The sequence below is a fragment of the Duganella paludis genome, assembly GCF_054461335.1.
In genome coordinates, this window is the sequence record NZ_CM136922.1 from 3,433,243 (window position 1) to 3,455,223 (window position 21,981).

Annotated in this window: 19 protein-coding genes and 1 riboswitch; of the genes, 17 read left to right on the forward strand and 2 right to left on the reverse strand. The window is 65.6% G+C overall.

The window, feature by feature from the left end; translation table 11 throughout:
* Positions 1–10 precede the first annotated feature (10 nt).
* Positions 11–189: riboswitch (yybP-ykoY riboswitch) on the reverse strand.
* Positions 190–261: 72 nt separating this feature from the next.
* Positions 262–2,112 (forward strand): M1 family metallopeptidase, encoded by a 1,851-nt coding sequence (locus ACXZ1M_RS15270; RefSeq protein WP_459048545.1) that lies wholly within the window; start codon positions 262–264, stop codon positions 2,110–2,112.
* Complete coding sequence (locus ACXZ1M_RS15275) at positions 2,109–3,671, forward strand: serine hydrolase (protein ID WP_459048546.1); 1,563 nt, start codon at positions 2,109–2,111, stop codon at positions 3,669–3,671. Before ACXZ1M_RS15270 ends, ACXZ1M_RS15275 begins: the two co-directional genes overlap by 4 nt.
* A gap of 95 nt (positions 3,672–3,766) precedes the next feature.
* On the opposite strand, the gene ACXZ1M_RS15280 is transcribed toward ACXZ1M_RS15275, so the two are convergent.
* The gene (locus ACXZ1M_RS15280) at positions 3,767–5,512 is read right to left on the reverse strand and encodes a diguanylate cyclase (protein WP_459048547.1); all 1,746 of its coding nucleotides are present in this window, start codon (positions 5,510–5,512) and stop codon (positions 3,767–3,769) included.
* A 148-nt stretch (positions 5,513–5,660) separates the two neighbouring features.
* Between ACXZ1M_RS15280 and panD the strand changes: the two genes are divergently transcribed.
* Positions 5,661–6,020 carry an aspartate 1-decarboxylase gene (panD, locus tag ACXZ1M_RS15285; RefSeq protein WP_373990078.1) on the forward strand — a complete coding sequence of 120 codons (360 nt, stop codon included), beginning with the start codon at positions 5,661–5,663 and terminating at the stop codon, positions 6,018–6,020.
* Positions 6,021–6,073: 53 nt separating this feature from the next.
* Here the strand turns inward: panD and ACXZ1M_RS15290 are convergent, their stop codons facing one another.
* Complete coding sequence (locus ACXZ1M_RS15290; RefSeq protein ID WP_459048548.1) at positions 6,074–6,691, reverse strand: Crp/Fnr family transcriptional regulator; 618 nt, start codon at positions 6,689–6,691, stop codon at positions 6,074–6,076.
* A gap of 286 nt (positions 6,692–6,977) precedes the next feature.
* On the opposite strand from ACXZ1M_RS15290, the gene ACXZ1M_RS15295 reads away from it, so the two are divergent.
* The 14 genes from ACXZ1M_RS15295 (at position 6,978) to ACXZ1M_RS15360 (ending at position 21,946) form a co-directional block, all read left to right on the forward strand.
* The gene (locus ACXZ1M_RS15295) at positions 6,978–8,576 is read left to right on the forward strand and encodes a methyl-accepting chemotaxis protein (protein ID WP_459048549.1); all 1,599 of its coding nucleotides are present in this window, start codon (positions 6,978–6,980) and stop codon (positions 8,574–8,576) included.
* Positions 8,577–8,917: 341 nt separating this feature from the next.
* Positions 8,918–10,051, forward strand: coding sequence for a methyl-accepting chemotaxis protein (locus ACXZ1M_RS15300; protein ID WP_459048550.1), 1,134 nt, complete (start codon positions 8,918–8,920; stop codon positions 10,049–10,051).
* A gap of 13 nt (positions 10,052–10,064) precedes the next feature.
* Positions 10,065–10,433 (forward strand): response regulator, encoded by a 369-nt coding sequence (locus ACXZ1M_RS15305; protein ID WP_459048551.1) that lies wholly within the window; start codon positions 10,065–10,067, stop codon positions 10,431–10,433.
* A gap of 24 nt (positions 10,434–10,457) precedes the next feature.
* On the forward strand, positions 10,458–10,754 hold the full coding sequence (locus ACXZ1M_RS15310) for an STAS domain-containing protein (protein ID WP_459048552.1): 297 nt from the start codon (positions 10,458–10,460) through the stop codon (positions 10,752–10,754).
* Positions 10,755–10,767: 13 nt separating this feature from the next.
* On the forward strand, positions 10,768–12,951 hold the full coding sequence (locus ACXZ1M_RS15315; RefSeq protein WP_459048553.1) for a chemotaxis protein CheA: 2,184 nt from the start codon (positions 10,768–10,770) through the stop codon (positions 12,949–12,951).
* A gap of 15 nt (positions 12,952–12,966) precedes the next feature.
* Positions 12,967–13,542 carry a chemotaxis protein CheW gene (locus tag ACXZ1M_RS15320; protein WP_459048554.1) on the forward strand — a complete coding sequence of 192 codons (576 nt, stop codon included), beginning with the start codon at positions 12,967–12,969 and terminating at the stop codon, positions 13,540–13,542.
* A 13-nt stretch (positions 13,543–13,555) separates the two neighbouring features.
* Positions 13,556–14,365, forward strand: a complete 810-nt coding sequence (locus ACXZ1M_RS15325; RefSeq protein ID WP_459048555.1) for a CheR family methyltransferase — start codon at positions 13,556–13,558, stop codon at positions 14,363–14,365.
* The gene (locus ACXZ1M_RS15330; RefSeq protein ID WP_459048556.1) at positions 14,362–14,883 is read left to right on the forward strand and encodes a chemotaxis protein CheD; all 522 of its coding nucleotides are present in this window, start codon (positions 14,362–14,364) and stop codon (positions 14,881–14,883) included. The genes ACXZ1M_RS15325 and ACXZ1M_RS15330 overlap by 4 nt, the downstream gene beginning before the upstream one ends.
* Positions 14,880–15,950 (forward strand): protein-glutamate methylesterase/protein-glutamine glutaminase, encoded by a 1,071-nt coding sequence (locus ACXZ1M_RS15335; RefSeq protein ID WP_459048557.1) that lies wholly within the window; start codon positions 14,880–14,882, stop codon positions 15,948–15,950. The genes ACXZ1M_RS15330 and ACXZ1M_RS15335 overlap by 4 nt, the downstream gene beginning before the upstream one ends.
* Positions 15,950–17,257: an EAL domain-containing response regulator gene (locus tag ACXZ1M_RS15340; RefSeq protein ID WP_459048558.1), complete on the forward strand. Its 1,308-nt coding sequence runs from the start codon at positions 15,950–15,952 to the stop codon at positions 17,255–17,257. Before ACXZ1M_RS15335 ends, ACXZ1M_RS15340 begins: the two co-directional genes overlap by 1 nt.
* Before the next feature lie 34 nt (positions 17,258–17,291).
* On the forward strand, positions 17,292–18,968 hold the full coding sequence (locus ACXZ1M_RS15345) for a HAMP domain-containing methyl-accepting chemotaxis protein (protein ID WP_459048559.1): 1,677 nt from the start codon (positions 17,292–17,294) through the stop codon (positions 18,966–18,968).
* 12 nt (positions 18,969–18,980) lie between these two features.
* The gene (locus tag ACXZ1M_RS15350) at positions 18,981–19,496 is read left to right on the forward strand and encodes a chemotaxis protein CheW (RefSeq protein WP_459048560.1); all 516 of its coding nucleotides are present in this window, start codon (positions 18,981–18,983) and stop codon (positions 19,494–19,496) included.
* Between the two features lie 8 nt (positions 19,497–19,504).
* Positions 19,505–21,184: a HAMP domain-containing methyl-accepting chemotaxis protein gene (locus ACXZ1M_RS15355; protein ID WP_459048561.1), complete on the forward strand. Its 1,680-nt coding sequence runs from the start codon at positions 19,505–19,507 to the stop codon at positions 21,182–21,184.
* Between the two features lie 24 nt (positions 21,185–21,208).
* Positions 21,209–21,946: a substrate-binding periplasmic protein gene (locus ACXZ1M_RS15360; protein ID WP_459048562.1), complete on the forward strand. Its 738-nt coding sequence runs from the start codon at positions 21,209–21,211 to the stop codon at positions 21,944–21,946.
* The last annotated feature ends 35 nt before the right edge of the window (positions 21,947–21,981 follow it).

The following is a 21,981-nucleotide window of genomic DNA, read 5'->3' on the forward strand; positions in this document are numbered from 1 at the left end:
TGTAGGTGGTGAGTGGGCCGGATACGAAAAACCAATGAACGAAGCGCGGCACCGGCCCTTCCGGCCGCGCATCGATCATGGTCTCGTCAAGCCCTTAAGCCACCTGCACCACGGTCTGCGGACCGATTATGTTGACACAGGTTCTTGCGCCGGGGAGGCGCAAGCCGACTACTCCCCAATTACGGGCGATATCTTAACACATGCCGGAAACATGCCTATGGTATTCTGCTCCGCGCTTCATACAAATATTGAAAGTACTACATGATCAAGAAGACCATATCCGCGCTGGTGCTGTCCGCATGCATGGCGCTCGCCGCGCACGCCGATCCGCTGAGCTACGCCCGCTACGACCAGGTGCGCACCACCGACCTGCACCTCGACCTGAAGGCGGACTTCGGCCAGAAGATCCTGTCCGGCTACGCCGAACTGACGCTGAACTGGATCGACAAGTCCGCCCGCACGCTGGTGCTGGATACGAATGAACTGAACATCGCCAAGGTGCAGGTGCTGAACCCGAACGGTCGCTGGAGCGCCGTCTCTTTCATGCTCGACAAGTTGGATGTGAAAAACGTGGAAAAGGGCCGCGCGCTGCGCATCTCCCTGCCGTTCCAGTCGCAGAAGGTGCGCGTCTACTACCGCACCGCGCCGTCGGCCGCCGCGCTGCAATGGATGGCGCCCGAGCAGACCATGTCCGGCAAGCGTCCGTTCATGTTCAGCCAGTCGCAGGACATCAACGCCCGTTCGTGGGCGCCGGTGCAGGACACGCCGGCGGTGCGCTTCACCTACAGCGCCCGGGTCGACGCGCCGGCCGGCCTACGCGTGCTGATGAGCGCCGAGAACGACCAGAAGGCCACCGGCGCCGGCGGCTGGAAATTCAAGATGACGCAGCCGATTCCGTCCTACCTGCTGGCCATCGCCATCGGCGAAATCGAAGTGCGCAACCTCGGTCCGCGTTCGGCCGTCTACGCCGAACCGGCGCGCATCGAAGCGGCCGCCTACGAGCTGGCCGACACCGAAAAAATGATCAACGCCGCCGAAGGCCTGTATGGCCCGTATCGCTGGGACAGGTACGACATGATCGTGCTGCCGCCGTCCTTCCCGTACGGCGGCATGGAGAACCCGCGCCTGACCTTCCTCACGCCGACCATGATCGCCGGCGACCGCAGCCTGGTCGACCTGATCGCGCATGAACTGGCGCACTCGTGGTCCGGCAACCTGGTGACCAACGCCTCGTGGAAGTACATGTGGCTCAACGAAGGCTTCACCACCTACGTGACCACCCGCATCGTCGAAAAGCTGTACGGCGAAGAAGTGGCCGAGATGAACCTGCAGGTCGAGCAGGAAGAAGCGCTGGTGTCGCTGACCACCATCCCGGCGGCCAAGCAGGTACTGGCCACGCGCGGCGCCGACAACGACCCGTCGGCGTACTCGGACGGCAGCCTGATTTATCCGAAGGGCGCCTGGTTCCTGCGCACGCTGGAACAGCGCGCCGGCCGCGAGGTGTTCGATTCCTTCCTGCGCGGCTGGTTCGAGTCGCACGCCTTCAAGTCGGCCACCACCGACGAATTCGTGGACTACCTGAAGAAGAACCTGCTCGACGCCCATCCGGAATACATGGCCGCCTCGGAGCTCGACGAATGGCTGTACAGCGCCGGCATTCCGGCCAGCGCCAAGCGCGCGGCCTCGCCGCGCCTGGCCGCATTGGACGCGCAGCGCAGCGCATGGCTGAAAGGCGAACTGCCGACGGCGGAACTGAACGGCAAGAATTGGATCGCGCTGGAGTGGATGCACTTCCTGAACGACATCGACGGCAAGGCCAGCGCCGCGCAGATGCAGGAGCTGGACCAGGCCTTCGCGCTGGGCAAGAGCGGCAACAATGAAATCGCCTTCCGCTTCTACCGTTCCTCGATCAAGGCCGGCTACAACGTGCGCGAGCCGGTGGGTAAATTCCTCACCAGCGTGGGCCGCAAGCTGTTCGTGGTGCCGCTGTACAGCGCCCTGCTGAAAAACCCGAACGAGAAGGATTGGGCGAAATCGCTGTACGCCAAGACCCGTTCGCACTATCACCCGTTGACGCAAGCCGCCGTAGACAAAGCCTTTAAAAAACCATGAACCTGTACTGTACCGTTGCAGCCGGCGCCCTGACGCTGGCTGTTTTTGTTGCGCCGGCCAATGCCGCCACGGCACCCGCATTCAATCTCGACGCGGACGTCAACCGCGCACTGAAAACTTTCGACGTGCCGGGCATGGCGATCGCCATCGTCAAGGACGGCAAGGTGGTCGCGGCCAAGGGCTACGGCGTGCGCAAGCTGGGCGACCCGGCGCCGGTGGACGGCAAGACGCTGTTTGAAATCGCCTCCAACTCCAAGGCCTTCACGGCCGCCGGCCTGGCCATGCTGGTCGACGAAGGCAAGCTGGCCTGGGACGACCCGGTCACCAAGCACCTGCCGGGCTTCCAGATGTACGACTCCTACGTCACCGGCCAGATGACCGTGCGCGACCTGCTGACGCACCGCAGCGGCCTGGGTCTCGGCGCCGGCGACTTGCTGTGGTGGCCGAGCACCACCTTCAGCACCGAAGACATCATCGCCCGCTTGCGCCACGTGAAACCGGCGACCAGCTTCCGAGCCAGCTACGCCTACGACAACCTGCTCTACATCGTGGCCGGCAAGATCATCGCGGAAAAGGCCGGCAAGCCGTGGGGCGAGGCGATGCAGGAGCGCATCCTCACGCCGCTTGGCATGACCGGCACCAAGACCAGCGTGGCCGAGATGCTGGCCACCAGCGACTACTCGGCGCCGCACAGCAAGATCAACGACCGCATCGCCGTGGTCAAGCCGATGCCGGTGCCGAATGCGGCGGGCGCGGTGGGCATCAACACCAACGCCGAGGACATCGCGCGCTGGATGACGGTGCTGCTCAACCAAGGCAAGATGGACAACGGCGCGCAGCTGTTCAGCGCCAAGCAGGCGGCCGAGATGTGGACCGAGCAGACGCCGATGCGCATCCGCGAACCCAAGCCGGCGCTGGCGGCCACCAAGCCGAACTTCTACGCCTATGGGCTGGGCTTCCAGCTGCGCGACTACAAGGGCCGCAAGCTTGCCATGCACGGCGGCGCGCTGCAGGGTTTTTATTCGACGGTGCTGATGGTGCCGGAAGAGAAGCTGGGCATCGCCATCCTGACCAACGCCGAGAACAGCCCGGCCATGGCCGCGCTGTATTACCGCATCCTGGACCAGTACCTGAAGGTGGCGCCGAGCGACTGGATCACGCTGTACGCGGAGCAGGAAGCGGCCATGCACAATGAGGAGCTGGAGCGCCAGGGCAAGGCGCACACTTCGCGCGCGGCCGGCTCCAAGCCTTCGCTGCCGCTGGCGTCGTATGACGGCGAGTACGAGGACGCGTGGTACGGCAAGGCCAGCATCCGCGAGGAGGGCGGCAAGCGCATCCTGCGCTTCGAGCGCACGCCGGACCTGAGTGGAGAGCTGGAGCACTTCCAGCACGACACCTTCATCGTGCGCTGGAAGGAACGCAACTTCAACGCCGACGCCTACGTCACCTTCTCCTTGAATCCGGACGGCAGCATCGAGCGCATGAAGATGGCGCCGGTGTCCACCGAAACCGACTTCAGCTACGACTTCCGCGACCTCAGCTTCACGCCTGTGAAGTAACAACTTCGGGGTCAGTTCCGACATTCGGACACGAGCCCAACCGTAGCCGCCGCTACGGTTGGGCTCGTGTCCGAATGTCGGAACTGACCCCGAAGTTAGGCGCTCTCCACGCGGTTGCGGCCTTTGCGTTTGGCGCGGTAGAGCGCCAGGTCGGCCGCATGCAGCAGGTGGTCGAGCGCCGCTTGCGGGCCGGTGGCGCTGGCCACGCCGAAGCTGGCCGTCACGTGCAGCAGCTGGCCATCGGCCAGCGTCAGCGGCGTGCCGGCGATGGCGCCGCGCAGCCGCTCCGCCAGCAGCCACGCCTGCTCCTGCGTGCAGTGCGACGGCATGATGACAAACTCCTCGCCGCCGTGGCGCGCCACGATCTCGCCATCGCGCAGCTGCTCGCGCACCACCGCCACCACCTTTACCAGCACCTGGTCCCCGGTCTCGTGGCCGTGCGTGTCGTTGACCGACTTGAAGTGGTCGATGTCGAACAACAGCACCGACAGCGATTCATTGCGCTCATGCGCGCCGCGTATCCGTCGGTTGCCGGCCTGGGTGAAGGCACGCCGGTTCAGGATGCCCGTCAGGTAGTCGGTGTCGGCGCGCTTGCGCAGTTCTTCGATCAGCCGCTTGCGTTCCAGCTCCAGCTGCTGGCGCTCGATGCTGTTGGTGCGCAGGGTGGACAGGGCGCGCAGCATGTCGCCGATTTCGTCGCCGCGCGGCACGCCGCCTTCACCGCCGTCGCGCACATCGCGCGTATAGTCGCCATCACCCAGCCGGATCACTGCGCGCGTGGCGCGCAGCAGCGGCACGATCACGCGCCGCCGCACGATCAACAGCAACAGCGTCAGCGCCAGCAGGATCGCCACGCCGGACAGGCCGACGATCAGCAGTTCCCGCCGCGCGTGAACGTGGTCGGACTCCGCCTGCGCCTGCGCTTTGCGCAGCAGTTCATCGCGCAGGGCCAATATCGGCGCCATGGTCGGCACATAGCGCTGCGCGAACTGGCCGGTGTCCATGCCGTAGCTGCGTTTGGCCCGGCTGGCTTGTTCGACCTGCGCCACCAGCCGCTGGCCGGCGCCGAAGTACATCTGATCCATGCCGGCGATGGCCTTGGACAGTCCGGCGGTCTGGCCGTCGTCCGCTGCGTCGATCTGCTGGCGTAGCTGGACGATGCGTCCGCGCAGGATCTGCAACTGCTCGTACTGCGCGTCGTTCAGCGGCAGGCCGGTGGCCAGCGCCACCGTCAGCACGGAGCCGAGGCGGCCAGCGTACTCGCGCAGTTCCACCGCATGGCGTGCCTTGATCAGCGTGCGCGCGATGCGCGGGTAGGCGCGCTCGGACGCCAGCGTGTAGCCGCTGGCCGCGTCCAGCGTCTGCGGCACCAGCGCGAACATCTGCTCGACCGCGCCGTTCAGCGGCGCCGGTTGGCGCTCGCCCGGCGCCAGCGCGGCCAGCCGGTCGACCGTGGATCGGGCGGCGGCCAGGGCCCGGCGCAGCGGCGCGATATTCACCGGCGGCGCCGATTGCGCCGTGTGCGGCGCGCCTTCATCGACCTGCAGTTCGCGCGCCAGCTGCCACAGCGCCAGGTCGGTGGCGGCGCGCGCCTGCGTCAGTTGCGTGCGACGCGCCGGGTCGCCCGGCTGGCGGTCACCCAGCACGGCGTTGGACGGGCCACGTTCCGCCGACAGCTTTTCGGCCGCCACCATGGCGCGCTGGTTCAGGCGCAGCGCTCGCAGGCCGGTGCCGGCATCGTCGTAGTGGATCCAGGCGTCGCGCGTGATGCGGCCCAGCATGCCGCACACCAGCACCGCCAGCACGGCGGTGGACAGCGTCAGCAAGCGCGAGAGTTTCATGGCGATAGTCGAGGGATTTTACTAGAGGCAATATGCCACAAAGCGGGCTGGAATGGGGGGCTGGTGATACAATGCCCGCCTCGCGTCGCTGCCTTTGCGTGGACAGGATGCAAAGTTTGAATGATTACTATCGAGGATGAACTAGACTATGCAACGTATTATGCTGCGCTCCAAGCTGCACCGCGTGACGGTGACCCAGGCCGACCTGCACTATGAAGGTTCGTGCGGCATCGACGTCGACCTGCTGGAAGCGGTCGACATCAAGGTCAACGAGCAGATCGAGCTGTATAACGTGAACAACGGCGAACGCTTTGCCACCTACGCCATCCCAGGCAAGCGCGGCAGCGGCGAGATTTCGCTCAACGGCGCCGCCGCCCGCAAGGCGCAGCTGGGCGACCTGCTGATCATCTGCACCTACGGCCCGATGACCGACCAGGAAATCGAGACCTATGTGCCGAAGGTCGCCTTCGTCGACGCCAACAACAAGATCACCAGCATGAAGAAGTAATGCATGCCGGACAAAAAAAGACGCCGCAGGCGTCTTTTTTTACGTCCATGACTTTATTTGCTGCCGTCCTGGCGCAGCAGCTGCGACATGTACTGCGGCGTAATGCCGAGGAAGGACGCCACCACTTTCTGCGAGATGCGCTGCTCCAGCCCCGGGTACTCGCGGCGGAAGGCGTTCAGGCGGCCTTGCGCCGGCGAGGCGTTCAGGTACAGGCGGCGGCTCTGGTCGATGATGCTGCGCTGGGCGGCCGCCAGGTAGTAGTCGCGCAGGTGGCTGTGCTGCGCATACAGCGCATTGACTTCGGCCCAGTCCAGGCGGTAGCCGTGGATGGCGGTCTCGGCCACCACGAAGTTCAGCGCCGGATGGGCGTCGCGCGAACGCAGCAGGTCGTCGTGCGCGGCCACCGGCTCGCCGTCGGTCTGGAAGTGCAGCGTGACTTCGTTGCCGGCTTCGGTGATGAACCCGGTGCGCGCCACGCCGCTGTGCAGCCAGTGCACATATTGCGCCGGCGTGCCGATGCGCTGCATGTACTCGCCCTTGCGCATGCTGAAGGGCGCGGCCAGCGGCGCCAGCAGGCGCGATGCTTCATCGTACAGTTCTGGGGACACGCCGTAGCGGCGTGAAACGGCTTCGCGGTATTTGGCGCGATGTTCTAGGAATGCGTTGCTCATGACTCAGTGGTTTAGGAGTGCGGTTGGCCGAACGGACAATGTTGTATTTAAAATCCCGCTATGTAAACGGCCGTACAAAACGAATTTCGAAGTGTAAACGTTTTCACACGGGGCGGTGCAATATTTGTTGCAAATTAGAATGCAAATTAAAATATATTTTAAATTTAAAGTAGTTGAAGAAGTGTTGGAATCTGGTGCGGCTGCGTCCCAGTCTAGTCGTTTAATCCGGGTTTGGCGTTACTATAGAAGAACAATTTAGAAGAACGATTCGCTACAGGAGACTGGCATGAAAATCTCTGATCTCAGCATCGGCAGGCGCATGGCGTTCGGCTTTGCAGTCATCCTGGCCATCCTGATCCTGAATACCGGCCTCGGCATTTACCGCCTGCAGGGCGTGGCCGAATCCACCCGCGCCATGATGGCGCAGCCGCTGGCCAAGGAGCGCCTGATTTCGGACTGGTACCGCATGGTGTACGCCGGCATCCGCCGCACCACCGCCGTGGCCAAGAGCGCCGACCCGTCGCTGGCCACCTTCTTCGCCGAGGAAGCCAAGACCGCCACCGCCTTCTCCCAAGGCTTGATCAAGAAAATCGAAGAGCTGTCCAACGACGGCGACAAGAAGCTGATGGAAGAGCTGGTGGAAACCCGCAAGATCTACGTCAGCTCGCGCGACGGCCTGATGAAGGCCAAGGCCGCCGGCGACGCCGCCGAAGCCACGCGCCTGCTGGAGCAGGTTTACCTGCCGTCGTCCAAGGTCTACGAGGGCATGCTGCAGCGCATCCTCGACCACCAGCGCAAGGAGATCGACGCCGCCGCCGCCCGCATCGAGCAGGTGGCCGAGAGCAGCCGCAACCAGCTGGCCCTGCTGGCGGTGCTGGTGGTCGGCTTCGGCGTCAGCTTCTCGTGGTGGCTCACCAGCGGCATCACCCGCCCCATCAACGAGGCGGTGGCGCTGGCCCAGTGCGTGGCCGAAGGCGACCTGGTCGACCACAGCCACCGCTCGCCCAGCGACTACAGCAAGGATGAGCCGGGCAAGCTGCTGCATGCGCTGAACCGCATGTCGTCGAGCCTGGTGCGCATCGTCGGCGAGGTGCGCAGCGGCACCGACACCATCAGCACCGCCTCGTCGGAAATCGCCGCCGGCAACCTCGACCTGTCCTCGCGCACCGAGCAGCAGGCCAGTTCGCTGGAGGAAACCGCCTCCTCGATGGAGGAGCTGACCGGCACCGTCAAGCAGAACGCCGAGAACGCACGCCAGGCCAACCAGCTGGCGGCCAAGGCCGCCGAGGTGGCGCAGCGCGGCGGCGCCGAGGTGTCGGACGTGGTGCAGACCATGGCCTCGATCGACGCCTCGTCGAAGAAGATCGTCGACATCATCGGCGTGATCGACGGCATCGCCTTCCAGACCAACATCCTGGCCTTGAACGCGGCGGTGGAAGCGGCGCGCGCCGGCGAGCAGGGGCGCGGCTTCGCGGTGGTGGCCTCCGAGGTGCGCAGCCTGGCGCAGCGCTCGGCCAGCGCCGCCAAGGAAATCAAGACGCTGATCGACGATTCGGTCGGCAAGGTGGAGGCGGGCACGCGCCTGGTGGGCCGCGCCGGCAGCACCATGGAGGAGGTGGTGGGCAGCATCCACCGCGTGACCGCCATCATGGCCGAGATCAGCAACGCCAGCATCGAGCAGACCCATGGCATCGAGCAAATCAACCTGGCCATCGCGCAGATGGATCACGTGACGCAGCAAAACGCGGCGCTGGTGGAACAGGCCGCCGCCGCCGCCGGCTCCATGCAGGAGCAGGCCGCCTTGCTGGCCAGCGCGGTCAGCATCTTCAAACTGGAAGACGTGCGGCCGGGCGTGCGCGGACCGTCCCGAACGCTGCTGGCCTAGCGCGAATTGCGTTCTGCGCAACCTTGGTAATTCGACCGTGTCCATAGGGGACATCGCCCCGGTGTCGCAGCGCGTCCGCAGCGGATGTGATGCAGTTGCGCAACAAACGGCTAGCAAGATGCATCTCGTTGAAAACAAAGCAGCCCTTTGCCGGCAAGGCTCGCCGCTGGCGGAATACAGCTACATTAACTTCATGTAATTGCCTCGCCGCGCCATTTTGCGCCGCTCAAGCGTGAAACTACAGATACAATGGTTTTACCTTTCGCCGCTGTGAAAAAGCGGAGTTTGTTGGGGACGATAGAACGATAACAAGGTGGCATCCAGTGAATCTACATAGCAAAATGCTAGTGCCGTTCGCCTTTGCCGGCGCCGGTGCCTTGGGCACCGTGGTGGCCGGTTGGAGCGCGTGGGGGTGGTACACCCTGATCTGGGCGGCGCTGCTGTTCGGCGCGGCCGCCTGGCTGGCGCGCGATACGAGTTTCGGCACATCCGGCGCCACGGGCGACAACGCCATGATCGACGACTACCTGGCCGCGCGCGAACGCTTCGGCGACGCCGTGCTGCCGGTGTGGTGCCGGCATATCGAAAACTCGCGCACGCAGATGGAGGAGGCGGTCTCCGACCTGGCGTCGCGCTTCTCCAGCATCGTCGACAAGCTCGACAACGCGGTGCACGTCTCCAGCGCCAACAAGCAGGGCGGCGGCTCGATGACCGAGCTGTTCGCGCACAGCGAACAGCAGCTCGGCTCGGTGGTGACGTCGATGAAATCGGCGATGTCGTCCAAGCAGGCCATGCTGGCGCAGATCAAGGACCTCGAACGCTTCACGCGCGAACTGCGCGGCATGGCCGAAGGCGTGGCCAGCATCGCCGCGCAAACCAATCTGCTGGCGCTGAACGCGGCCATCGAGGCGGCGCGCGCCGGCCCGGCGGGACGCGGCTTCGCGGTGGTGGCGCAGGAAGTGCGCCAGCTGTCGATGCGCTCGGCCGACACCGGCAAGGAGATCACCAACCGCGTCGGCCTGATCAGCAGCGCCATTCTGGCCGCCAGCCAGCTGGCCGACCAGTCGAGCGAGGCGGAAGGCAAGTCGATGCAGTCGGCCGAAGGCATGATCGAGGGCGTGCTCAATGAATTCCGCCAGATGACCGACACGCTGGTGCAGTCGTCCGAGCTGCTCAAGCAGGAGAGCATCGGTATCCAGGGCGAAGTGGGCGAGGCGCTGGTGCAGCTGCAGTTCCAGGACCGTGTCAGCCAGGTGATGGCGCACGTGCGCGAGAACATGGAGCGCCTGCCGGCGCTGCTGCGCGAGAACCGCGACCTCTACGCGTCCGGCGGCGTGCTGGAACCGCTCGATCCCGACCGCCTGCTGCACGAGTTGCAGAAGACCTACGCCATGGCGGAAGAGCATGCGGTGCACAGCGGCGCCAGGCTGGCCGCGCCGGCCGCCGCGCAAGCCGATGAAATCACTTTTTTCTAGAGGTAGCTAAGTTATGGCAAAAACCATTATGGTGGTCGACGATTCGGCCTCCCTGCGGCAAGTGGTCGGCATCGCGCTCAAGGGCGCCGGCTACGATGTGATCGAAGGCCGCGACGGCGTCGACGCGCTGTCCAAGTGCACCGGCCAGAAAATCCATCTGGTGGTGTGCGACGTCAATATGCCCAATATGGACGGCATCACCTTCGTGCGCGAATTCAAGCAGCTGCCCAACTACAAGTTCACCCCGGTGATCATGCTCACCACCGAATCGCAGGAGAGCAAGAAGGAAGAAGGCAAGGCGGCCGGCGCCAAGGCGTGGGTGGTCAAGCCGTTCAAGCCGGAAGTGCTGCTGGGCGCCGTCGCCAAGCTGGTCCTGCCCTGATCAACCGAGTCCACGGAGACCGCCATGGCCGATGATGTCACGCGTATTTCCATCGACGGCGAGATGAACATCTACCGCGCCGCCGATCTGAAGGTCACCGTACTGGAGGCGCTGCGCAAGACGCGCGTGCTGGAAATCGATTTGTCCGGCGTGACCGAACTCGATACCTCCGGCCTGCAGGTGCTGATGCTGGCCAAGCAGGCAGCCGCCGCCGACCAGCGCGAGCTGCGCCTGCTGCAGCATAGCCCGGCCGTGATGGAAATCTTTGAGATGCTCGATCTCGGCGCCTTCTTCGGCGACGCCGTGCTGATTCACGCCTGACAAGGGAAGAGCCATGAACCTGGACGAAGCGCTACAGACATTTATCGCCGAAAGCCGCGAGCTGCTCGAAGAAATGGAAAACGCGCTGCTCAACGTCGACCTGGCCGGCGATCAGGGCGAGGCGATCAACGCCATCTTCCGCGCCGCCCACACCATCAAGGGCTCGGCCGGCCTGTTCAGCCTGGACCACATCGTCGGCTTCACCCACGTGGTCGAGAGCCTTCTCGACAAGGTGCGCGACGGCAGCGTGGTGCTCAACGATGAAATGGTGGTGCTGCTGCTGTCCTGCTGCGACTACCTGTCCGGCCTGACCGACGGCCTGGCCGCAGGCCAGACCGAGCAAGACCCCGACACCGCGCCCGAAGGCGAGATGCTGCAACAGCAGCTGCGGCGCCACATGGACGGCGACGCCGCTCCGGCGATTCCCGCCGTGCCGGTGGTGCATGCGCAAGCGGAGCCGGGCGTGCACCGCATCGACGCCGAGCGCCTCGACGAACGGCGCAACGACTTCTGGCACATCTCGCTGCGCTTCGGCCGCGAGGTGCTGCAGAACGGCATGGACCCGATCGCCTTCCTGCGCTACCTGTCCAAGCTGGGCCGCATCGTCGGCATCGCCACGCTGCCGGACGCGCTGCCGTCGGCCGACGAGATGGACGCCGAACTGTGCTACCTCGGCTTTGAAATCGCCTTCGACAGCGCGGCCGACCGCGACGCCATCGCCGGCGTGTTCGAGTTCGTCCAGGACGATTGCGAGATCCGCATCCTGCCCCCGCACAGCAAGGTGTCCGAATACGTGAACCTGATCCGCACCCTGCCGGAACGCGACGCCCGCCTTGGCGAGATCCTGGTGCGCTGCGGCAGCGTGACCCAGCAGGAACTCGACGGCGCGCTGCAGCAGCAGTCCAATCCCGACAACCGCGCCGAGGACGCGCCGCCCCAGCAGCTGGGCAGCATCCTGGTCGGCGCCGGCAACGTGCCGCCGGTGGTGGTGGAGGCGGCGCTGGCCAAGCAGAAGCAGGTCAGCGACCAGAAGGCGCAGGAGAGCCGCTCGATCCGCGTGGACTCCGACAAGCTCGATCGCCTGATCGACCTGGTGGGCGAATTGATCATCGCCGGCGCGCGCGCCAGCATGATCGGCCAGCATATCCAGAACGTCGAACTGCTCGAATGCACCTCGACCCTGACCGGGCTGGTTGAGGACGTGCGCGACGCCGCGCTGGAACTGCGCATGGTCAAGATCGGCGCCACTTTCAACCGCTTCCAGCGCGTGGTGCACGACGTCGCGCGCGAACTGGGCAAGGACATCGGCCTGATCGTCGACGGCGAGGACTCGGAACTCGACAAGACCGTGGTGGAGAAGATCGGCGATCCGCTGATGCACCTGGTGCGCAACGCCATGGACCACGGCATCGAACCGGCCGAAGTGCGGGTGGCGGCCGGCAAGCCGGCCAAGGGCATGATCAAGCTGAACGCCTTCCACGAATCGGGCAGCATCGTGATCGAGGTCAGCGACGACGGCGGCGGCCTGCGCAAGGAGAAGATCCTGGCCAAGGCCATTGAGCGCGGGCTGGTGGACCCCGACCGCAAGCTCACCGACAGCGAAATCTACAACCTGATCTTCGAAGCCGGTTTTTCCACCGCCGAGAAGATCACCAACCTGTCCGGGCGCGGCGTCGGCATGGACGTGGTCAAGCGCAACATCACGGCGCTGCGCGGCAGCGTCGACGTCGGCAGCCGCGAAGGGCAGGGCACCACCGTCACCGTGCGCCTGCCGCTGACCCTGGCCATCATCGACGGCTTCCTGGTGCAGGTGGGATCGTCGGTGTTCGTCATCCCGCTCGACATGATCGAGGAGTGCATCGAGTACGCCACCGAGCCGGGCCAGGACTACACCAACCTGCGCGGCCAGGTGCTGCCACTGGTGCGTCTGCGCGAGCTGTTCCGCATTGAGGGCGCGGCCACGCGGCGCGAGAGCATCGTGGTGCTCAAGTTCGGCAACCACCGCGCCGGCCTGGTGGTCGACACCCTGCTGGGCGAATTCCAGACCGTGATCAAGCCGCTCAGCCCGATGTTCAGCGAAGTCAAATGCATCAGCGGTTCGACCATCCTGGGCAGCGGCGAAGTGGCGCTGATCCTGGACGTGTCGGCGCTGATGCACACCGTGGGCGGCAAGGGCGTCGTCGCCCTGGCAGCATAAACCGGAGAGGATGAGATGAGTGCCGCAAACGAGGCCAATGTAGTCACGAATGTAGTCCCATATGGCAGCAGTGCCATCGTCGCGCTGCAGAGCGGGGCCGCGCTGCCCAGCCAGTTCCTGACCTTCATGCTGGGCGAGGAACAGTATGCGGTGGGCATCCTGCACATCAAGGAGATCATCGAGTACGGCAGCCTGGCCACGGTGCCGATGATGCCGCCCTGCGTGCGCGGCGTGATCAACCTGCGCGGCGCGGTGGTGCCGGTGATGGACCTGTCGGCCCGCTTTGGCCGCGCGCCCAGCGTGATCGGCAAGCGCAGCTGCATCGTCATCGTCGAGACCGAGGGCGAGGACAGCGACAGCAAGCAGGTGCTGGGCATGCTGGTGGACGCGGTCAACGCGGTGGTGGAAATCGCCGCCGCCGACATCGAGCCGCCGCCGTCGTTCGGCACCCGCATCCGTCCCGACTTCATCGCCGGCATGGGCAAGTACAATGGACGCTTCGTGATCCTGCTCGACATCGAGCGCGTGCTCTCAAGCGAGGAAATCGTCGACATGGCGCGCGGCACGGCCTCCGCCAGCGCGGCAGCATGACGGGCGGTGCGCCATGCCGGTAACCATGATCACCCAGCGCGAGTTTTCGCAGTTCCAGCGCTTCATCTACGATGCGGCGGGCATCACCATGGCCAACGGCAAGCAGGCGCTGGTCAGCGGCCGCCTGGCCAAGCGCCTGGCGCACTATCAGCTCGACAGCTACGGCGACTATCTGCGCCTGCTGGAGAGCCGCGCGCAGCCGGCCGAGCTGCAGATGGCGGTCGATCTGCTGACCACCAACGAGACTTACTTCTTCCGCGAACCCAAGCACTTCGCCCTGCTGCGCGACCTGGCGCAGGATGCGGCGGCCAAGAACCGCGGCCTGCGCGTGTGGAGCGCCGCCAGTTCCAGCGGCGAGGAGCCGTACAGCATCGCCATGGTGCTGGCCGACGCCATGGGCGAGGATGCGGCGTGGGAGGTGCTGGGCACCGACATCAGCACCCGCGTGCTGCACAGCGCACGCCGTGGCCACTATCCGATGGAGCGCGCGGCCCATATGCCGCAGGCCTACCTGAAGCGTTTCTGCCTGAAGGGGCAGGGCAGCGAGGCCGGCACCCTGCTGATCGAGCGCGGGCTGCGCCAGCGCGTGCAGTTCCAGCACCTGAACCTGAACGCGCCGCTGCCCAAGATCGGCACCTTCGACGTGATCTTCCTGCGCAACGTGATGATCTATTTCAGCCTGGAGACCAAGCGCCAGGTGGTGGCGCGATTGCTGGCGCAGCTGCGGCCGGGCGGCTACTTCCTGATCGGCCATTCGGAAACGCTGAACGACATCAACGACAGCGTGACCGCCGTGGCGCCCTCGATCTATCGCAAGCCATGACTGCCGCCAAGCTGATCGATATCTTTCTGATGCCGGGCGAATTTTTCGTCGGCGATGCGCAGTACCGCGTGCGCACGCTGCTCGGCTCCTGCGTCTCGATCACGCTGTGGCACCCGGCGACGCGCATCGGCGCCATGTCGCACTTCCTGCTGCCCGGCCACGGCCGCCGCAAGCAGGACCGCCCGTCCGACAAGCCGGGCATGTACGGCGCCGACGCCATGCGCCTGATGGTGGAAGGCATGGCGCAGCACGGCGTGCCGCTGACCCAGTGCCAGGGCAAGATCTTCGGCGGCGGCGCCATGTTCCCGCGCAGCGGCAAGGTGCGCGACATCGGCACCCAGAACGGCGATTACGCGCGCAGCATGTTGCAGCAGCACGGCATACACGTGGTGTCCGAGAGCTTGTTCGGCGAGGGGCACCGTCAATTGATTTTCACCATCCGCAGCGGCGAGGTGTTGAGCCGCCAGGTTCCACCGGAACCGGCGTGGAGCGGCACAGGGACAGGAAACCAGGCATGAGCGGAATCAAGGTCATGATCGTCGACGACTCGGCCGTGGTGCGGCAGGTGCTGAGCGGCCTGCTGAACGCGGCCCCCGGCATCACCGTCACCCACGCGGTGGCCAACCCGCTGCTGGCCATGGAGCGCATGAAGGTGCAGTGGCCGGACGTGATCGTGCTCGATGTGGAGATGCCGAAGATGGACGGCATCACCTTCCTGCGCAAGCTGATGTCCGAACATCCGACGCCGGTGGTGATCTGCTCGACCCTGACCGAGAAGGGCGCGCAGACCTCGGTGGAGGCGCTGACCGCCGGCGCGGTGGCCATCATCACCAAGCCGCGCCTGGACCTCAAGCAGTTCCTGCACGACAGCGCCGACGAACTGGTGTCGGCCGTGCGCGCCGCCGCCGGCGCCCATGTCGGCAAGCTGGCCAACCGTCCGCCGCCGCCGGTGACCGTCAAGCTGAATGCGGACGCCATCCTGCCGCCGGCCGATGCGCGTCCGATGACCACCACCACCGAGCGCGTGGTGGCGATCGGCACCTCCACCGGCGGCACGCAGGCGCTGGAGGAAGTGCTGACCGCGTTGCCGCGCGTGGCGCCGGGCATCGTGGTGGTGCAGCACATGCCGGAAAAATTCACCGCCGCCTTTGCCGCGCGGCTCGACAGCGTGTGCCAGGTGCGCGTCAAGGAAGCGGCCAACAACGACCGCGTGCTGCAGGGCCAGGTGCTGATCGCGCCCGGCGGCAAGCACATGCTGCTGCGGCGCACCGGCGCCCAGTATTTCGTGGAGGTGGTCGACGGGCCGCTGGTGAACCGCCACCGGCCTTCGGTCGATGTGCTGTTCCGCTCCGCCGCGCGCGCGGCCGGCGCCAATGCGCTGGGCGTGATCATGACCGGCATGGGCGACGACGGCGCGGCCGGCCTGCTGGAGATGCTCAAGGCCGGCGCCCGCACCGTGGCGCAGGACGAGGCCAGCTGCGTGGTGTACGGCATGCCCAAGGAAGCGGTCAAGCGCGGCGGCGTCGAGAAGTCGGTGCCGCTGAACGCGATCTACCGCGAAATCCTGCAACAGTTGCAGTATTGATGATGAATACGATACCCACCAGCGCCACCAGCGCCACCAGCGCCACCAGCGCCGCTACCACTGCCGCCGCCGTGCCCTGCTGGACCGGCCGCCGCGTGCTGGTGGTGGAGGACAGCGTGGTCCAGCGCGGCTACCTGGTGGGCCTGCTGCGGCAGCTGAACTTCGGCCAGATCCTCGAAGCGGGCGACGGCAACGAGGCGCTGCGCGTGCTGGAGACCTGCGCGGAAAAGCCGATCTACCTGGTGCTGACCGATCTGGAAATGCCGGGCATGGACGGCATCGAGCTGACCTGCCAGCTGCGCGAGCGCCGGCTGGCGGAAAACCTGATCGTGATCAGCGCGCGCGACCCGCGCCTGCTGGAGATCATCGAGAACATGGCTTGCGAAGACGACGGCTTCGGCCTGCTGGGCACCTTGCTAAAGCCGGTGCAGGTGGAGTCGCTGACGCAGTTGCTGGTCAAGGCCGGCGACCGTTCCGGCGATTGCGCCCCGGCCGCGCCGCAGCCACTGCCGCAGGCGACGCTGGAGGAACTGGCGCAGGCGCTGACGCGGCGCGAGTTCGTGCCCTACTTCCAGCCCAAGATCGCCATGCAGAACGGCCACCTGAAAGGGGTGGAGGCGCTGGCGCGCTGGAAGCACCCGCAGCGCGGCATGCTGTCGCCGGCGCACTTCATCGACACGCTGGAAGGCCATCCGCTGATGGCCGACTTCACGCTGGAGCTGGTGCAGCAGGTGCTGGAGCGCATCCTGGACTGGCAGCAGCACGGCCTGCCGCCGCTGACGGTGTCGGTCAACCTGTCGGCCGACAACCTGGCCGACCGCGGTTTCATCGACCGCCTGATGGCGCGCGTGGCCGCCTCCGGGGTGGCGCCGGCCTCGCTGGTGTGGGAGGTGACAGAGACCAGCGTGATGCGCCAGCTGTCGCAGGCGCTGACCAATATGGGCCGCCTGCGGCTGGCCGGCTATGGCCTGGCGATGGACGATTTCGGCATCGGCTATTCGTCGATGCAGCAGTTCGCGCGCTGCCCGTTCACGGAACTGAAGATCGACCGCGCCTTCGTCAACGGCGCGGCGCAGTGGCCCAACCGCCTGATGGTGCTGAAAAGCGCGCTCGACCTGGGGCAGAGTTTGGGCGTGGCCACCGTGGCCGAAGGGGTGGAAACGGTGGAGGACTGGAAGCTGTTGCGCGACCTCGGTTGCGACATGGCGCAGGGGTATTTACTGGCCAAGCCCATGCCGGCCGAAGAGCTGGTGGGGTGGATCAGGCAGGACCGGCGCAGATTGCGCGCGCTGGCCGGCGAAGAGTAAGCATACACATAACCAAAGCTAGAGGGGAACACTGATGTTGTCGACATTGCAGGTACGATCGAAGATTTTAATTTTGCTTGCGGTGGCCGTTGCCGCGCTGGTGACCGTGGTGCTGATCGCCTTTGCTGGCATGAAGAAGCAGAGCGAGATGCTGGCCGAGATCGGCGGCAACCGCATGCCGTCGGTGCAGGCGCTGCTGGTGATCAGCGAAGGACAGACCGCGTTGCGCTCGGCCAGCCGCGCCATCGACGCGATGGGCATGTACGCGGAGGAAGCGGATGGCGTCAGCCATGAGCTCAAGCGCAAGCAGGAGTCGTGGGCGGAGATCGACAAGGCGTGGAAGATCTACGATCCGCTGCCGCAGGCGCCGGAGGAAGCCGTGCTGTGGAAGAGCTTCGTCAAGCAATGGGACAACTGGAAACAGCGCGATGCGCAGATCACCGACATCGCCGGCCAGATCGTCCGGGCCGACGCGACCAAGCGCAAGGAACTGTCCGGGCTTCTGCACAACGCGATCCAGGAAAGCCGCGCGCCGTTCCGCGAAGCGGAAGAGAGCCTCAACAAGCTGGTGGACATGAACTCCCAGTACGGCGATGACGCCGTGAAAAGCGCCGAAGCGGCATCCGCCAGCGCCATGAAGAGCATGTACCTGTCTTCCGGCGTGGCGCTGGCGCTGCTGGTGGTGATCGGCCTGTTCATCCTGAGCGGCATCATGAAGCAGCTGGGCGGCGACCCTTCCTACGCGGCCGACATCGTGCGCCAGGTGGCCGACGGCGACCTGCGCATCGAGGTCGACGTCAAGGCCGGCGACACCACCAGCCTGCTGGCGGCCATGAAGAGCATGATCGAGAAGCTGTCGCACGTGGTGCAGGAAGTGAACAACGGCGCCGAAGCGCTGGCGTCGGCCTCGGAAGAAGTCAGCGCCACGGCGCAGTCGCTGTCGCAGGCGGCCAGCGAGCAGGCCGCCGGCACCGAGCAGACCAGCGCCTCGGTCGAAGAGATGACGGCGTCGATTTCGCAGAACACCGAGAACGCCAAGGTCACCGACGGCATCGCCAGCAAGGCGGCGCTGGAAGCGGCCGAAGGCGGCGAGGCGGTTAAGTCCACCGTGGCGGCGATGCAGCAGATCGCCAAGAAGATCAGCATCATCGACGACATCGCCTACCAGACCAACCTGTTGGCGCTGAACGCGGCGATCGAGGCGGCGCGCGCCGGCGAGCATGGCAAGGGCTTCGCGGTGGTGGCGGCCGAGGTGCGCAAGCTGGCCGAACGCAGCCAGGTGGCGGCGCAGGAAATCGAGCAGGTGGCGTCCAGCAGCGTGGAGCTGGCCGAGAAGGCCGGCCAGCTGCTCAACGAGATGGTGCCGAACATCCGCCGCACCTCCAATCTGGTGCAGGAGATCACGGCGGCCTCGGAAGAGCAATCGGCCGGCGTGGGCCAGATCAACGCGGCGGTGACGCAGCTGAGCCAGACCACCCAGCAGAACGCCTCCAGCTCCGAGGAACTGGCGGCGACGGCCGAAGAGATGAGTGGCCAGGCCGAGCAGCTGCAGCAGGCCATGTCCTTCTTCAAGCTGGCCGGCGCCTCGCATATGGTGCGCGCTACGCCTTCGCCGGCGCGCAAGCCGCCGCGCCTGTCGGGCGGCATGGCGGTGAGCCGCCGCATGAAGGAAGTCAGCGAGCCGGATGAGTCGCACTTCGTCAAATTCTAACGAGGTAACACCATGAGCAGCTTGACCGTCGCCGATCCGCCTGCACCCATACAGGGCCAGGCCCAGGCGCAGGCGCAGTACCTCAGCTTCATGCTGGGCCGGGACATGTTCGCCATGGGCATCCTGGCGGTGCGCGAAATCCTGGAATACGCCGGCGTGACGGCGGTGCCGCAGATGCCGGCGGCGATCAGCGGCGTGATCAACCTGCGCGGCGCGGCGGTGCCGGTGCTGGACCTGGCGCGGCGGCTGGAACGCGAACCGTCGCCGATCAGCAAGCGCACATGCATCATCGTGGTGGAGGTGGCCGGCGAGGAGGGACCGTTCGTCATCGGCATCCTGGTGGACGCGGTCAACGCGGTGCTCGACATACCGGGCGCCGACATCGAGCCGGCGCCGCGCTTCGGCGCCGTGAAGGCCGATCTGCTCAAGGGCATCGGCAAGGTGGGCGGCCGCTTCGTGCTGCTGCTCGACGTGCAGCACCTGGTATCGACCTTGCACCTGCAGGAATTCGTAGCGCACATCCCCTAGGAGGCATCATGTTTGCAAACATTACAGTTCGGACCAAGCTCCTGACGCTGATCGGCGTCGCTGTGCTGGCGTTGTTGCTGGTGGTGCTGATCGCCTTCCAGGGCTTGAAACAACAAGGGGAGATGCTGGCCGAAATCGGCAAGAACCGGATGCCATCGGTGCAGGCGCTGTTGCGTATCAACGAAGGCAAGACCGGCATCCGCTCCGCCAACCGCGCGGCCGACGCCGCCGCCATGACGCCGGAGAATACGGCGGAAATCACCCAGCAGATCAAGCGCCGCGCCGAGATCTTCAGCCAGATCGAGGTGGCCTGGAAGGCCTACGAGCCGCTGCCGCAAACCAAGGAGGAAGAGGCGGTGTGGAAGGTCTTCGTCAAGGCCTGGGACACCTGGAAGCGCAAGAACGACGAATTCACCACCCTGCTGACGCAGATCCAAAGTGCGGAACCGGGCAAGCGCAAGGAGCTGTTTGTCGCGCTGCACGCCAACCTGATGGACAACCGCACTTCCTTTCACGAGGTTGAGCTCAACCTGGACAAGCTGGTGGAACTGAACGTCAAGTACGGCGACGATGCCGTCAAGCAGGCCGACGTTGCCTCCGCCACCGCCTTCTCCAGCATGTACACCGCGTCCGCCGTGGCGCTGGTGGTGCTGGTGGTCCTGGGCATGCTGATTTTGCGAGGCATCATGAAGCAGTTGGGCGGCGACCCGGCCTATGCGGCCGACATCGTGCGCCTGGTGGCCGACGGCGACCTGCGCGCCGACGTGCAGCTCACGGCCGGCGACACCACCAGCCTGCTGGCGGCCATGAAGAGCATGATCGACAAGTTGTCGAACGTGGTGCAGGAAGTGAACAACGGCGCCGAGTCGCTGGCGTCGGCGTCGGAAGAAGTCAGCGCCACGGCGCAATCGCTGTCGCAGGCGGCCAGCGAGCAGGCCGCCGGCACCGAGCAGACCAGCGCCTCGGTCGAAGAGATGACGGCGTCGATTTCGCAGAACACCGAGAACGCCAAGGTCACCGACGGCATCGCCAGCAAGGCGGCGCTGGAAGCGGCCGAAGGCGGCGAGGCGGTCAAGTCGACCGTGGCGGCGATGCAGCAGATCGCCAAGAAGATCAGCATCATCGACGACATCGCCTACCAGACCAATCTGCTGGCGTTGAACGCGGCTATCGAGGCGGCGCGCGCCGGCGAGCATGGCAAGGGTTTCGCGGTGGTGGCGGCCGAGGTGCGCAAGCTGGCCGAACGCAGCCAGGTGGCGGCGCAGGAAATCGAACAGGTGGCGTCGAGCAGCGTGCAGCTGGCGGAAAAAGCCGGCCAGCTGCTCAACGAGATGGTGCCGAACATCCGCCGCACCTCCAACCTGGTGCAGGAGATCACGGCGGCCTCGGAAGAGCAATCGGCCGGTGTGGGCCAGATCAACGCGGCGGTGACGCAGCTAAGCCAGACCACCCAGCAGAACGCCTCCAGCTCGGAGGAACTGGCGGCGACGGCGGAAGAGATGAGCGCCCAGGCCGAGCAGCTGCAACAGGCCATGTCCTTCTTCAAGCTGGCCGGCGCCGCGCACAAGCCGCTGATTGCGCCGAGCCAGCGCCGGCCGGCCAAGCCGTCGCGCTTGAGCGCCAACGCGGCCGCCCGCCGCATGCCCGACATGAACGACCCCGATGAGGCGAACTTCATCAAGTTTTAGGGACTCAGGTTCCGAGGATGTTTAATGCGCTGGATTCCCTGTGTCGTGGCCTTGCTGCTGGCGATGCCCGCAGCACCCGCCACGGCCGCACGCGGCCCCTTGCGCATCTTGGGCGCGGACATCGCGCCGCTGTACTTCATGCGCAACGGCGTGGTCACCGGCTTTTGCGCCGAGGTGGTGAAGGAAATCCAGCGCCGCGTGGCCGACCACACGCCGATGCAGGTGGTGCCGTGGGCGCGCGCCTACCGCATGGCGCTGGCCGGCGAGAACGTGGTGCTGGCCTGCCCCAAGCGCACGCCGGCGCGCGAGGCGCTGTTCCAGTGGGTGGGGCCGGTGCTGGACGCCCAGACCAATCTCTACGCCCTGCGCGGATCGCATGTGCACCTGCATGTGCTGGACGATGCACGCACGCTTGACGGCATCCTGCTGTCGCGCGACTTCTACGCCTACCAATATCTGAACGACGCCGGCTTCACCAACCTGGAGCCGGTCAACAGCACCAAGACCATGTTGACCATGCTGCTGGCGGGCCGCCGCCAGGCCATGGTGCTCGACCGCGAACAACTGCCGGCGTTGCTGGCGCAAGCCAAGGTGGCGCCGGGTGTGGTGGAACCGGTACTGTTCCTGATGAACATAGAGAGCTATCTGACCTTCCCTGTGGATGCCCCGGAAGCGCAGGTTGCGCAGTGGCGCCGGGCGCTGGAGCACATGAAGCAGGATGGCAGTTTCGCGCGTCTGCAAAAGCAATGGCTGCAGCATTAGCGCCGGTGAGTATTCGTGAGTTTTGAGGCGAAATA

Coding starts and splice junctions, on each gene's coding strand:
- ACXZ1M_RS15340 (WP_459048558.1), top strand. CDS start 15,950: ATGATGAATACGATACCCACCAGCGCCACCAGCGCCACCAGCGCCACC.
- ACXZ1M_RS15305 (WP_459048551.1), top strand. CDS start 10,065: ATGGCAAAAACCATTATGGTGGTCGACGATTCGGCCTCCCTGCGGCAA.
- ACXZ1M_RS15355 (WP_459048561.1), top strand. CDS start 19,505: ATGTTTGCAAACATTACAGTTCGGACCAAGCTCCTGACGCTGATCGGC.
- ACXZ1M_RS15345 (WP_459048559.1), top strand. CDS start 17,292: ATGTTGTCGACATTGCAGGTACGATCGAAGATTTTAATTTTGCTTGCG.
- ACXZ1M_RS15360 (WP_459048562.1), top strand. CDS start 21,209: ATGCGCTGGATTCCCTGTGTCGTGGCCTTGCTGCTGGCGATGCCCGCA.
- ACXZ1M_RS15320 (WP_459048554.1), top strand. CDS start 12,967: ATGAGTGCCGCAAACGAGGCCAATGTAGTCACGAATGTAGTCCCATAT.
- ACXZ1M_RS15300 (WP_459048550.1), top strand. CDS start 8,918: ATGCTAGTGCCGTTCGCCTTTGCCGGCGCCGGTGCCTTGGGCACCGTG.
- ACXZ1M_RS15275 (WP_459048546.1), top strand. CDS start 2,109: ATGAACCTGTACTGTACCGTTGCAGCCGGCGCCCTGACGCTGGCTGTT.
- ACXZ1M_RS15295 (WP_459048549.1), top strand. CDS start 6,978: ATGAAAATCTCTGATCTCAGCATCGGCAGGCGCATGGCGTTCGGCTTT.
- ACXZ1M_RS15310 (WP_459048552.1), top strand. CDS start 10,458: ATGGCCGATGATGTCACGCGTATTTCCATCGACGGCGAGATGAACATC.
- ACXZ1M_RS15330 (WP_459048556.1), top strand. CDS start 14,362: ATGACTGCCGCCAAGCTGATCGATATCTTTCTGATGCCGGGCGAATTT.
- ACXZ1M_RS15290 (WP_459048548.1), bottom strand. CDS start 6,691: ATGAGCAACGCATTCCTAGAACATCGCGCCAAATACCGCGAAGCCGTT.
- ACXZ1M_RS15335 (WP_459048557.1), top strand. CDS start 14,880: ATGAGCGGAATCAAGGTCATGATCGTCGACGACTCGGCCGTGGTGCGG.
- ACXZ1M_RS15315 (WP_459048553.1), top strand. CDS start 10,768: ATGAACCTGGACGAAGCGCTACAGACATTTATCGCCGAAAGCCGCGAG.
- ACXZ1M_RS15270 (WP_459048545.1), top strand. CDS start 262: ATGATCAAGAAGACCATATCCGCGCTGGTGCTGTCCGCATGCATGGCG.
- ACXZ1M_RS15280 (WP_459048547.1), bottom strand. CDS start 5,512: ATGAAACTCTCGCGCTTGCTGACGCTGTCCACCGCCGTGCTGGCGGTG.
- ACXZ1M_RS15350 (WP_459048560.1), top strand. CDS start 18,981: ATGAGCAGCTTGACCGTCGCCGATCCGCCTGCACCCATACAGGGCCAG.
- panD (WP_373990078.1), top strand. CDS start 5,661: ATGCAACGTATTATGCTGCGCTCCAAGCTGCACCGCGTGACGGTGACC.
- ACXZ1M_RS15325 (WP_459048555.1), top strand. CDS start 13,556: ATGCCGGTAACCATGATCACCCAGCGCGAGTTTTCGCAGTTCCAGCGC.